We start from the raw sequence: 12,722 nt of genomic DNA, 5'->3' as shown, positions 1-12,722 counted from the left end.
AGGGAATTACTCGAATTTGGACAGGTTGTCTTTATCCACACCGACGTAGGCAACACGTACTACCTTGTCGACGATATTCCACTTGGTGCCTTCACCGGCCGGTTTGCCTTCAGCCAGGTTCTTGGTCAGCTCGAAGGTGGCTTTGGCCTGGTTGGCCGCATCGTTCAGCACGGTACCCGCCATGGCACCGCTCTTGACCATGGCCAGCGCTTCCGGCAGCGCATCGACGCCGAACACCGGAATGGCAGTCTTGCCCTGTGCTTTCAGTGATTCGACTGCGCCCATTGCCATGCCGTCGTTGTTGGCGATGACCACTTCGATCTTGTTGGCGTTGGGGCCGGAGATCCAGGCGTCCATCTTGTCTTTCGCCATGGCGGTATCCCACATACCGGTATCCATATGCAGTTGTTCAGTCTTGACGCCGCCATCGTTCAGGGTCTTGACCACGTAGGAGGTGCGCGCTTCGGCATCCGGGTGGCCCGGCTCCCCTTTCAGCAGCACGAACTGGATCACGCCATCCTTGTTCAGATCCCACTCCGGATGGGCTTTCCAGTGTTTGGCAATCAGCTGACCCTGGATGATCCCTGACTCCTTGGAGTCGGTACCCACGTAGTAGGCCTTGTCGTAGCTGGCCAGATCGGTAGCGCTCGGCTCCTTGTTGTAGAAGACAACCGGGATATCTTCGCCACGGGCTTTCTCAATCACCACCGGTGCCGCAGCCGGGTCAACCAGGTTAATGGCCAGCGCCTTCACCCCTTTGGCCAGCAGCACGTCGATCTGGTCGTTCTGCTTGGACTGGTCGTTTTGGGAGTCGTTCATCAGCAGTTCCACCCCCGGAGTGGCTGCCGCCTCCTTCTCGATGGCCTTGCGCACGACCGCCATGAAGTTGTCATCGTACTTGTAGACGGTTACCCCGATACGGGTGTCAGCCTGGGCATTGGCTCCAGCCATCATGCCCATCAGCAGGGCGGCAACTGTGGTCAGTTTTTTCATTATGTGTGCTCCGATGTGTCTATCTGTGTTGTAGGGTGGCGAGCAATTGAGCAAGCGCCAATCAATGTAATCAGTTTGTTGTCATTTCTTCTGTGATCATGACGACAAAATGAAAACGATTACACTCTGTTACATTGAAACTTTGTTTTTATTTTTCAAATACATACAAATTAAAATCAGATTTGAGACTCAATCTTTCCCACAGCATTGAGGCTAGTCGTTACTGGTCTGTTGTCAAAATGGCGCACTGGCTCGACAGTCGCCTCAATAGCTGGATTAACAGAGAGTACAGCCCCAACGGTAACGACGCTCAAGCAGTTGATACTCGGGACGCACGCTCTGGCTCCAGGAATCATCCCCACCCACACCCATGTGGGCGCCATCGAGGCAGACCCACAGCCCTGCTTCGGCCACCAGATCACTCTGGTGACGAGCAGCGGCCAGCTGTTGCTGACTGAAGCGGCTGGCACTGAAATGGAAGGTGCCGCTCACCGTCGTGCTACCCAACTGCAACTGGCGGGTATCGCAGCGCAAGCCGTTGTCACTCGGGAAAACATAAGGGGTGTGCATGGCCTCCAGCGGCAAACTCCAGCGCCCCAGATCGGCGCCCAGCAGGCGATCCGGATAGTTCTCGTGCGGGCCACGCCCCAGCCATTCTGCTCGCGCCGGTACCTCGGCCAGATGGAGCAACAGACCGATCCGCGGCAGCGAAGGCAGCACCTGCGCCAGCTCGGTCTCTATCTCCAGGCTCATGGCGCCATCGTCGGTAAAGCGGTGATGCCAGTGACTCACCAGCAGCAGCTCATCGTGGTGGAAGTAGCCATGACTGACCCGGATATCCCCTCCGGCGACCACGATCCCCAGACAGCAGTGCTGCCACTGACCGAGACCACACGCCTGCCAGCGAGCAATCCAGGAGTTGGGGTCGGCGTGATCCGCTTCGCTGGTGCCGATGTCGTTGTCGAGCGGCGCGCGGTAAAAGTGATCCATGATCGGCGCCAGCAACTGCTCCTGCCCCGATTTTTGCCAACTGGTGATGCGACCGCTCTGCTTGTCGAGCCGCCACTGACTGTTTGCGGTGGTGACCAACCAGCCATCCGGCTGCTCGCTCAGGGTGGCGGCAGCGGCGGGAGCAGGCAGAGCAAGGGGGGTCGGCAGGGTGAACTGCTGACGGGCGACCTTGTGATCCGCCTGCGACCAGGGGGTAGCCTGCGGCTGAACGATGGCCAGATCGAGCCAGGCCAGTGAGCCTGCCGCAAAGGCGGGCAGTGTCTCGCTCAGGGTCAACTCGACCACCCCCTGTGGCGCCAGATCAAGGGAGAACTCCCCCTGCTGCTGCACATGGCCGTTCTCACACAACAGCCAGCAAAGCCGCTCGTTGTCGGTTTCCCGAAACAGGTATTCGCTCTCGATCCGCACCCGCAGCGGGGTGTGCTCGAGCAGGGCAAAGCGGAACGGCTGTTGGGCGCGCTTAGCCTCGCACAGGGCGGGATGGGGGGTGCGATCCGGGAACAGCAGACCGTTGCAGCAGAACTGGCGATCGTTTTGCACATCACCAAAATCGCCGCCATAGCCCCAGTAGTGGCGACCATCGGCGGTGTATTTGTCGAGCCCCTGATCGACCCAATCCCAGACAAACCCGCCTTGCAGACGTGGATGATCGCGAAACGCCTGCCAATAGTGGGCATAACCCCCCAGACTGTTGCCCATGGCGTGGGCATATTCGCAGAGGATCAACGGCCGGTGCTCGCCGGGCAGGCCGATCCACTTGGCCAGCGCCCACTTTGGCACCGCCGGGAAGGGTTGATCCTGATGGGTTCTGGCATACATGGGGCAGATGATGTCGGTGGCCGGGGTATCGGCCCCGCCCCCCTCGTACTGCACCGGACGGCTCGGGTCGCTGCGCTTGATCCAGCCATACATGGCATCGTGGGCCGGGCCGTACCCCGACTCATTGCCCAGCGACCAGATGATGATGGAGGGGTGGTTGAAATCCCGTGCCACCATGCGGGTCGCCCGCTCCAGAAAGGCGTTGCTCCAGGCAGGATCCCGCGCCAGCCGCCCCATGGGGGTCATGCCGTGAGTCTCCAGATTCGCCTCGTCCACCACATAGAGACCGAGCCGATCGCAGAGGCGATAGAAGTCGGGGTGGTTGGGATAGTGGGAGCAGCGCACCGCATTGAAGTTGTGCCGCTTCATCAGCAGCAGATCCCGCTCCATGGTGGCACGATCGATGGCATAACCCCTGGCGGGGTGGTGTTCATGGCGGTTGGCACCACGGATCAGCAGCGGCTGACCGTTGACCCGCAGCAGGCCGCCACGGATCTCCACCACCCTAAAGCCCACATCGCACGCCTCGCTCTCGATGGCCTGACCCTGTTCGTCCAGCAGGGTCAGGGTCAGGCGATAGAGATGGGGCGTCTCGGCGCTCCACTTGCGCGGCGCAGCCACGTCGAGCCAGCACTCGGCGCGATCGTCATACGCCCCTTTTTCATCAATGGCTTGGGTGCCGATCGGCTGGCGCAGGGTCGCGACCCGCTCGCCACCGTCATAGAGATTGGCCTCTACCGACAGCCCAGCCCCATTGGCGACTTGCAGGGCAATCTTGAGACGACCATCCCGATAGCAGGCATCCAGCTCGGGGGTCACCCGCATATCCATCAGATGGCGGGTCGGTTTGTGCAGCAAGGTGACGGAGCGGAAGCTCCCCGACAGCCACCACATATCCTGATCTTCCAGATAGGAGCCGTCGGACCAGCGCAGCACCAGCACCGCCAGCCGGTTGCGACCGCTCTGCAGATATGGGGTCAGATCGAATTCGGCGGGCAGGCGGCTGTCCTGAGAGTAACCGACCCAGCGGCCGTTGCAGAACAGGTGGAAGGCACTGCTCACCCCGTCGAAGATGATCCGGCTCTGTCCGCTTGCCAGCCAGTCGGCGGGCAGCTCGAACTCGCGGGAGTAGCAGCCAGTAGGATTCTCTGCTGGCACTCGGGGCGGATCGCAGGGAAAGGGGTACTTGATATTGGTGTAGATGGGACCATCGGTGAGCGGCCGCGCAGCTGGATAGGCGGCATCCAGCTGCCAGTTGCCCGGCACGGTAATGGGAGTGGCATCAGCCAGATCCTGCACCAGCCAGCTCTCGGGCACCAATTCGGGAGCGGCAAAGAAGGAGAAGCGCCACTCGCCATCGAGCAAGAGACGGGAGGAAGAGGCCAGATCACCCCTGGCATCCGTTTCGCTGCGCCAGCTGAACATGGGGGTATGGGCAGCCAGCCGGTTTACCGACGTAATGGCCTGAGTCTGCCAATCCTGACGCGCCACTATCTCCCTGAGCATTCACTCTCTCCCTGCTGATTAGAAAACCTATTCAGTCTAGAGAAGTATGACGCAGGGAACGGCGATCTCGCTCACACAGATGTAAACGATTACACTTGTTTTGTTAAGTAAAGCGGAGTAAAAATGATTAAAAATAGGTAAAACAATAACCGTGCAAGAAACGACCCCGAACAGGGCCGCAAAAGGGAGCTATCCGGCCCGAACCGGTGCCACCGAGTGGCGATTTATCAGGGTGGGTGTATAGATCCGGCTCTGGGTCGCGTCACTCTCCCCCGCCGCCAGCTGAATGGCCAGCTTGGCCGCCTGGGCCGCCATCAGCTCGATGGGATAGCGCATGGTGGAGAGCTTGGGGCGCAAATATCTGGCATAGATGATGTCATCGAAGCCCACTACCGATACCTCCTCCGGCACTCGCAGGCCGTTGTCGGCCAGCACAGAGATGGCGCCCGCCGCCATGGCATCGTTATAAGCCACCACGGCAGTCACCTTGAGCCCCTTGGCCAGCAGGTTGAGCATGGCGCGCTCCCCCCCCTCCTCGTTCGGCGTGCCGCTCTCGATAAGCTCGGGATCGGCTGCCAGACCCGCCTCCATCAGCCCATCCTGATAACCCTGCAAACGCAAGGTGGCATCCTCGATAGCGTGATCCGAGCTGATAAAGGCGATATGGCGGTGACCCAGTTCGATCAGGTGGCGAGTCGCCGTAGCCGCACCCAACCGGTTGTTGAGGGCGATGCAGCGCCCCTTGAGGGCCGGAATATCGCGGTTGATCAGCACCATACCGGGCACCCGCATGGCGTAATCGTACAGTTCCTCGTCGCTCAGCGCCTTGCTGTGCACCACCAGCGCCTCGCAGCGCTTGCCGATCAGCAGCTCGATCGCCTCACGCTCCTGACGTGCCTTGTGAAAACCGTTACCCATCAGCAGGTGAAGGTTCTGCTCGACGGCGATGCCGGAGACCCCCTTCACCAGTGCACCGAAGAAGGGATCGGCCACGTCACCGACCACCACCCCCATGGTGTCGCAAGTCTGGCTCACCAGTGCCCGCGCGTTGGCGTTGGGGGTATAGCCCAGTTCGGCCATGGCCTTCTGCACCACTTCGCGAGACGCGGCGCTGGCCTTGGGGGAGTTGTTCATCACCCGTGAAACCGTTGCCACTGACACATTGGCCAAACGGGCGACATCCTTGATGGTGCTCATACTGTTTTCACTTATTTCACTGTGCAATAGAGCGCCATTATACCCAGCAAACCCATTGAAAACAGGGGTGAAACGCATATCTGCCGTCAGGATGATCACAAAAACAGTGTAATCGTTTACACTGTTTTGCAAGCAAGCTCACAGTTTGGTCGCCACACCCTCGGCTAGACTGCTTCCAGACACTTTTTCAGTGGAGAGCAAGATGAACGTTCTGGTCACCGGCGGTTGCGGATATATCGGCAGCCACACCTGTCTGGCCCTGCAAGCGGCAGGCATGAATCCCGTGGTGGTCGACAACCTCGGCAACAGCAAGCGCAGCGTGCTGGCCCGAGTCGCGGCGATCAGCGGCCAGCAACCCGTGTTTTATCAAGGGGATATTCGCGATGCGGCCCTGCTGGACAGGATCTTCGCCGAACAGCAGATCGATGCGGTGATCCACTTTGCCGCCCTGAAAGCGGTCGGTGAGTCGACCCGCATTCCACTGGATTACTACGAGAACAACCTCGGCGGCACCCTCACCCTGCTGCAGGCGATGAAGCGGGCCAATGTGCACAATCTGGTGTTCAGCTCCTCGGCCACCGTCTACGGCGATCCCGCCAATCTGCCGATCCGCGAGGATTTCCCCCGCAGCGCCACCAACCCCTACGGTCGCTCCAAGCTGATCATCGAGGAGATCCTCGAGGATCTGCAGCTGGCCGAGCCCCACTGGAGCATGACCCTGCTGCGCTACTTCAATCCGGTCGGCGCCCACGAATCGGGCACCATGGGGGAAGACCCGCAGGGCATCCCCAACAACCTGATGCCCTATATCACTCAGGTGGCCATTGGCCGTCGCGACTGCCTCTCGGTCTTTGGAAACGATTACCCTACCCCGGACGGCACTGGCGTGCGCGACTACATCCATGTGATGGATCTCGCCGAAGGTCACGTCAAGGCACTGCAACACTGCGCCAACAAGGGTGGCGTGCACACCTACAACCTGGGCACAGGTCAGGGCCAGAGTGTGTTGCAGCTGGTCGCCGCTTTCTCCGCCGCCTGTGGCAAGCCGCTGCCGTTTCGCATCGAACCGCGTCGCCCTGGTGACATCGCCGCCTGCTGGGCCGATCCGGCCAAGGCAGAGCGGGAACTCGGCTGGCAGGCGACCCGGGGCATAGACGCCATGTGCGCCGACAGCTGGCGCTGGCAATCGGCCAACCCGAACGGTTACGAGGAGTAGGCCTGCCTGCTCCCTGTTAATAAACGACTTTAGTTTTCCATACCTTATTCAGGAGAGATGATGTTCAACCCCGTCGATCATCCCCATCGCCGCTTCAACCCGCTGACCGGCCAGTATGTGCTGGTCTCCCCCCACCGGGCCAAACGCCCCTGGCAGGGACAGGTGGAGAAGGTGAGTCAGGCCCCCAAACAGGCCCACGATCCCGACTGCTTCCTCTGCGCGGGCAACACCCGGGTCACCGGTGACATCAACCCCGACTACAAGGGCACCTTCGTTTTTACCAACGACTTCGCTGCCCTGATGCAGGATACCCCGGCCGCCGACAACGCAGGCGACCCCCTGCTGAAGCTGGAAGCCGCCCGCGGCACCAGCCGGGTCATCTGCTTCTCGCCGGATCACGGCAAGACCCTGCCCGAGCTGCCGCTGCCCGCCATCGAAGGAGTGATCACCACCTGGATGGATCAGGTCACCGAGCTGTCGGCTCAGTGGGAGTGGGTGCAGGTCTTTGAAAACAAAGGGGCCGTCATGGGCTGCTCCAACCCGCACCCCCACGGCCAGATCTGGGGCAGCGACTTCCTGCCCAACGAGATCGCCCGCGAAGAACAGCACCAGCGAGACTGGCTGGCCGAGCATGGCCGCCCCATGCTGCTCGAATATGTGGAGCGGGAGCTGGCGGATCGCTCGCGCATCGTGGTGGAGACCGAACACTGGCTTGCCGTAGTCCCCTTTTGGGCCGCCTGGCCGTTCGAAACCCTGTTGCTGCCCAAGGCGCACGTCCCCTCCATGCTGAACCTGACCAAGGCCCAGCAGCAGGATCTGGCGGTGGCGCTCAAGGAGCTCACCAGCCGCTACGACAACCTGTTCGAGTGCAGCTTCCCCTACTCCATGGGCTGGCACTTTGCGCCGCCCAAGTCGGAGTGCCCCGAGGCGTGGCAACTGCACGCTCACTTCTACCCGCCCCTGCTGCGCTCCGCCACCGTGCGCAAATTCATGGTGGGCTTCGAGATGCTGGCCGAAACCCAGCGCGACCTTACCCCCGAGCAGGCCGCCCAGCGGCTGCGCGCCCTGAGCCCCATTCACTACAACCAGACCAGCCACACCAATGAGGAGGCCCAATGACCCCCAGCCAACGCGTCAGCACCGTTTTTGCCGAGCAATTTGCCAAAGCGCCCGATCTGCTGGTGCGCGCCCCCGGCCGCGTCAACCTCATCGGTGAACATACCGACTACAACGACGGCTTCGTGCTGCCCTGCGCCATCGACTACGAGACCTGCGTCGCCATCAGCCTGCGCGATGATCGACAAGTGCAGGTGATCGCCGCCGACTACGACAACCAGCGCGACCTGTTCGACCTCGACCAGCCCATCGAGCACCACCCCAGCCAGCGCTGGAGCGACTACATCCGCGGCGTGGTGAAATATCTGCAGGAGCGCGGTTATGCCCTGCGCGGCCTCGATCTGGTGGTCTCCGGCAACGTGCCGCAGGGGGCGGGGCTCTCCTCCTCCGCCTCGCTGGAAGTGGCCATTGGTCAGGCCTTCAAAGAGGCGCTGGGGCTCGGCATCACTCAAGCCGAGATCGCCCTCAATGGCCAGCAGGCGGAGAACAAGTTCGTCGGCTGCAACTGCGGCATCATGGATCAGATGATCTCCGCCAGCGGCAAAACCGACCACGCCCTGCTGCTCGACTGCCGCTCGCTGGAGACTCGCCTCATCCCCATGCCCACCGATCTGGCGGTGCTGATCGTCAACTCCAATGTGCGCCGCGGTCTGGTGGATAGCGAATACAACACCCGCCGCCAGCAGTGCGAAGCGGCCGCCCGCCACTACGGGGTCAAGGCGCTGCGCGACCTCGATCTGGCCGGACTGGAAGCGGGCAAAGCCGGGCTGGATGAGGCCTGCTATCGCCGTGCCCGCCACATCGTCGGTGAAAACGCCCGCACCCTGGCGGCCGCCGATGCGCTGGCGAGCCACGACCTGACCCGCCTCGGCGAGCTGATGGCCGAGTCGCACGCCGCCATGCGCGATGACTTCGAGATCACAGTGCCCGCCATCGATGGTCTGGTGGAGATCATCAAGGCTAAAATCGGCACAGATGGCGGCGTGCGGATGACCGGCGGCGGCTTCGGCGGCTGCGTGGTCGCCCTGCTGCGCCCGGAGAAGGTGGCCGAGGTGATTGCCGCCGTCGAGGCGGAGTATCCGACCCGCTTCGGCCTCAAGGCTAACTGCTACGTCTGCCGCGCCAGCGCCGGTGCAGGGGGCATCGCATGAAAGAGTTCCATCTGCAGAATGCAGCCGGCCTGCGGTTGAGCGTGCTCGATTTCGGGGCTACGCTCACCGCCCTCGAGATCCCGATCAATGGCACCTATCGCAATGTGCTGCTGTCTTGTGATCCGCTGGATTACCCCAATCAACGCTCTTATTTAGGGGCGATAGTAGGACGCTTTGCCAATCGCATCGGCAACGCCCGCCTAGAGCGAGCAGGGCAAGAGTGGCAACTAGACGCCAACGAGGGCACCACCTGCCTGCACGGGGGCAGTGACTCTCTGCACAACCGGGAGTGGCAACTGGACGGGCTGGCGGAAGATCGCATCTGTCTGCAAACTCGGCTGGCCGACGGCGAACAGGGCTTCCCTGGTAATCTGGACGTGACCGTAGAATACCGGCTGGAGCAGACCGATCTGGTGATCGAACTGAGCGCCACCACAGATGCTCCGACCCCGGTCAACCTCACCAGCCATGCCTATTTCAACCTGGATGGCGGTGATGTGCGTGATCACCGTGTCACCATTAATGCAGACCGCTATCTGCCAACCGATGAACACTCGCTGCCGCTTGGTATTGCGCCGGTCGAAGGAGTATTCGATCTACGCCATGGCAAGCGGGTCGGAGAACAGTGGATGGCCCATGCGCAGCAAAAAAAATGTCTGGGATTCGACCACTGTTTCTTGTTTGTTGATGCCTCGCCCTCACCACAAGCCACCCTGATGGCAGGGGATGGCAGCCTGTGTATGGAGATGTACACCAATCAGCCAGGCGTCCAGCTCTACACCGGCAACTGGTTGGCTGGCACCCCAAAACGCGGGGGGGGACATTGGGGCAACTATCAGGGGCTCTGCCTGGAAGCACAGCAAGTGCCAGACAGTCCGAACCGTCCAGAATTAGGTAACCCATGGTTGGAGCCAGGAGAACGCTATCAGCACATAACCCGTTATCGGCTCATTCCGGTTATGGCTTGACCCATTGAAGGGGCGCGTCAAGGCGCCCCTTTGTCGCATCTCTCCCGCCCGGCTTATTCAACACAACCAAGAAAGAAGCATGCTACGGCTTGGCATCATTACGATATCAGCCACCGCGTGCAGTGCTGATGGGTGTATGGCTTTCAGAGTGGCGTTGACCTGCTCGTGTCGGGTAAAGTCATTGAGTACCCATTATGTGCTTTACATTCTTACCGCCAACCACACAACTTGGCAGGCATGACGGGAGCATATCGGCACGCCCTGTGGCACAAGGAACCACTACGCAGCAGGTCATCGAGAGAGGATCAAATTTTGTTAACTGGCTGACCCCTGGTCGAGGCACGGATCAGCAACTCCCCTTCCAGCTTCATCAGTAAAGCGATGGGCTTCTCTCCTTGGGCCAGTTGCAACAAGGTATCCACCGCCAGTTTACCCATCTCGTCGTAAGGTAGTTCGATAGAACTCAAAGGGGGCTCCATTTCGCAGGCCAGCATCTGGTTATCATGGCCCGCCACCAGAATGTCTTCCGGGATGCGCAATCCCGCCTCGGCTATCGCCTGGTAACAACCCTGAGCCATGTAATCACTGCAACAGAAGATACCATCAGGCGGCTGAGGCAGCGCCAGCAGTTGCCGAGTCTGTTCATAAGCCTCATGTAGCGACCAGTTGCCCACACGCACCCATTGTGGATCCGGTATCAAATCGTGGTTGATCAACGCCTGACGATACCCCTCCAGCCGCAGACTATTTGCCTCCATCCATGGCTCCCCCTGAATAAGAGCCACTCGTTTGCAGCCTTGCTCCAACAGGTGCGCCGTCACCTTGTAACCCGCCAGCTTATCGGCAGGCAGGATGGAATAACTCTCGGACGAGCCACTGCCCTCCAGGTAGCAGTTGAGCAAAACGGTAGGCACCTGTGGGGAGAGCTCCATCTCGGCAAGTTGTCGTGTCATGGAAGAGGCAAAAATCATCCCCAGATAATCCCCCTGATTGATCTCCTGCTCGATCAACTTGGTGAGCTCCGCGCTGTTGCGATAATCGAATGTAACCAGCATGCGATCTGCCTCCCAAGCGCGTTCATTGCAAGCATTGATCGCATCCAGAAAAGGGTCATATGGAGTCAGGCCATTGAAAACAAAAGCTATTTTTCTAGCAGATGGTCCCTTGGGTAGATGTTCAGCTCGCTTATGCTGGTAACCCAGTTCGGCCGCTTTTTCAAGCACTCTACGCCGCGTTTCCTCCGCCAGTTTGATGGTGGTTGAACCATTGAGCACCAGTGAAACCGTTGATTGGGAAACACCTGCAGCTGCAGCGATGGCGCTCATGGTGATGCGTTTACTATTCATTGATATGGCCATAGTTTGAGCAGTACCGCCCAGATAATAATATTAATTATTTATCTTTTATCATGACTCATGATTACGGACATGAGCAAGCAGCACAACAGCCCGCAAGGACGATAGAGGGGTTTCGGTTATCGTCCCGAGTACAGATGGCTCGCCAGCTATGCCTGTTAACCCCCTAAATTTGTTCATTTTGTGACTAATCCCTGAATTCTGTCCTTCATGATTTGCAACTAAATATATTAGCTAATATTAATTGCTATAAGTTTAAATAATTAGTTGCAAGGATATCCGATGGCGATACAACAGTGGTCAACAGAACGAGCTTGGCAATGGTGGAACAAACAACCTTGGCTATTGGGCTTCAACTATCTCCCCCGCACAGCGGTCAACTGGACCGAAATGTGGCAGGGAGAAACCTTCGACCCAGTCACCATTGACCAGGAACTGGGTTGGGCCAACAAACTGGGCTACAACACCCTGCGAACCAATCTGCCCTTTATCGTCTGGCAGCATGATCGGGATGGCCTGCTCGCGCGCATTGAGCAGTTCCTTGGCCTGTGTAGCAAGCACAATATCCGCGTGATGATGACCTTGATGGATGACTGTGGCTTCTCCGGCGATCACCCCTATCTGGGCCGCCAGCAACCACCTCGGGAAGATGTACACAATAGCCAGGCGGCGGCCAGTCCCGGTCGGAATGTCGTCATTGACCCGACCCAATGGCGCGAAGTGGAACACTATATTCGCGACCTGATACGTACATTTGCACAGGATGAGCGGATCTTTATCTGGGATCTGTACAATGAGCCGACCAACCGGGGCATCTTTTCGGAAGGCGATGTCGAGGTGCGTTTCGATGAGTCGCTGGAGACATATGCCCACTATCTGATGGAGTTGGCTTTTGTCTGGGCCCGAGAAGAGAACCCCTCCCAGCCACTCACCGTCGGCGCGTGGCATGCACCCTACAGCATCGGTCAGGGGGATTCGGAATTTACTCCGGAAAACACCTTTACTCATCCGACCGACCTGCGCGCTATGGAGCTATCGGATGTCATCACTTTCCACTCCTATCAGCGTATGGAGGGGCTGAAAATCTCTCTGGATGTGGTCAGCAAATATCGCCGCCCGCTCCTCTGCACAGAGTGGCTGGCCAGGCATGTCGGCAGCGTGATGGAACAACAACTGCCACTCTTCAAAGAGTTAAAAATAGGTGCCTATCAATGGGGTCTGGTAAAAGGGAAGACGCAAACTCACTTGCCATGGCCTTTCGTTCGCAATATCGACCCCGATTTCCGCAGGGTCTGGTTTCACGACCTGCTGGAGGAGGATGGTACCCCCTACTCTGCCAGTGAAATAGAACTGCTCCGCACATTGACCCGTTCATAACGCAAAAGAGGAC

General features: G+C 59.4%; 9 protein-coding genes. 5 read left to right on the top strand and 4 right to left on the bottom strand.

Annotated features, from left to right (window positions below; translation table 11 throughout):
* Positions 1 to 6: 6 nt before the first annotated feature.
* From mglB to I6L44_RS17395, 3 genes are all read right to left on the bottom strand, one after another.
* Positions 7 to 993, bottom strand: a complete 987-nt coding sequence (gene mglB / locus I6L44_RS17405; protein ID WP_216952641.1) for a galactose/glucose ABC transporter substrate-binding protein MglB — start codon at positions 991 to 993, stop codon at positions 7 to 9.
* A gap of 276 nt (positions 994 to 1,269) precedes the next feature.
* Entirely contained in the window at positions 1,270 to 4,329 is a 3,060-nt protein-coding gene (locus I6L44_RS17400; protein ID WP_216952640.1) for a beta-galactosidase, read from the bottom strand.
* A gap of 189 nt (positions 4,330 to 4,518) precedes the next feature.
* Entirely contained in the window at positions 4,519 to 5,526 is a 1,008-nt protein-coding gene (locus I6L44_RS17395; RefSeq protein ID WP_041915397.1) for a substrate-binding domain-containing protein, read from the bottom strand.
* A gap of 202 nt (positions 5,527 to 5,728) precedes the next feature.
* On the opposite strand from I6L44_RS17395, the gene galE reads away from it, so the two are divergent.
* Genes galE through I6L44_RS17375 form a run of 4 tightly spaced genes read left to right on the top strand, consistent with a single transcriptional unit; the run spans position 5,729 to position 9,977 of the window.
* Positions 5,729 to 6,742: a UDP-glucose 4-epimerase GalE gene (galE, locus tag I6L44_RS17390; protein WP_216952639.1), complete on the top strand. Its 1,014-nt coding sequence runs from the start codon at positions 5,729 to 5,731 to the stop codon at positions 6,740 to 6,742.
* Positions 6,743 to 6,802: 60 nt separating this feature from the next.
* Positions 6,803 to 7,861 (top strand): UDP-glucose--hexose-1-phosphate uridylyltransferase, encoded by a 1,059-nt coding sequence (locus I6L44_RS17385; protein ID WP_216954486.1) that lies wholly within the window; start codon positions 6,803 to 6,805, stop codon positions 7,859 to 7,861.
* Entirely contained in the window at positions 7,858 to 9,009 is a 1,152-nt protein-coding gene (gene galK, locus I6L44_RS17380) for a galactokinase (protein ID WP_216952638.1), read from the top strand. The genes I6L44_RS17385 and galK overlap by 4 nt, the downstream gene beginning before the upstream one ends.
* Positions 9,006 to 9,977 (top strand): aldose epimerase family protein, encoded by a 972-nt coding sequence (locus I6L44_RS17375; protein WP_216952637.1) that lies wholly within the window; start codon positions 9,006 to 9,008, stop codon positions 9,975 to 9,977. The genes galK and I6L44_RS17375 overlap by 4 nt, the downstream gene beginning before the upstream one ends.
* A 305-nt stretch (positions 9,978 to 10,282) precedes the next feature.
* Here the strand turns inward: I6L44_RS17375 and I6L44_RS17370 are convergent, their stop codons facing one another.
* Positions 10,283 to 11,323, bottom strand: coding sequence for a LacI family DNA-binding transcriptional regulator (locus I6L44_RS17370; RefSeq protein WP_139408882.1), 1,041 nt, complete (start codon positions 11,321 to 11,323; stop codon positions 10,283 to 10,285).
* 291 nt (positions 11,324 to 11,614) lie between these two features.
* Here I6L44_RS17370 and I6L44_RS17365 point away from each other — a divergent pair, with 291 nt between their 5' ends.
* Positions 11,615 to 12,709, top strand: a complete 1,095-nt coding sequence (locus I6L44_RS17365) for a cellulase family glycosylhydrolase (protein ID WP_139408884.1) — start codon at positions 11,615 to 11,617, stop codon at positions 12,707 to 12,709.
* Positions 12,710 to 12,722 lie beyond the last annotated feature (13 nt).

Origin of the sequence: Aeromonas sp. FDAARGOS 1414 (genome assembly GCF_019047065.1) — a bacterium.
GTDB classification, from domain to species: Bacteria; Pseudomonadota; Gammaproteobacteria; order Enterobacterales; family Aeromonadaceae; genus Aeromonas; species Aeromonas veronii_A.
Note: the sequence above shows the minus strand (reverse complement) of the source record. Positions and strands in the feature narration are given on the sequence as shown.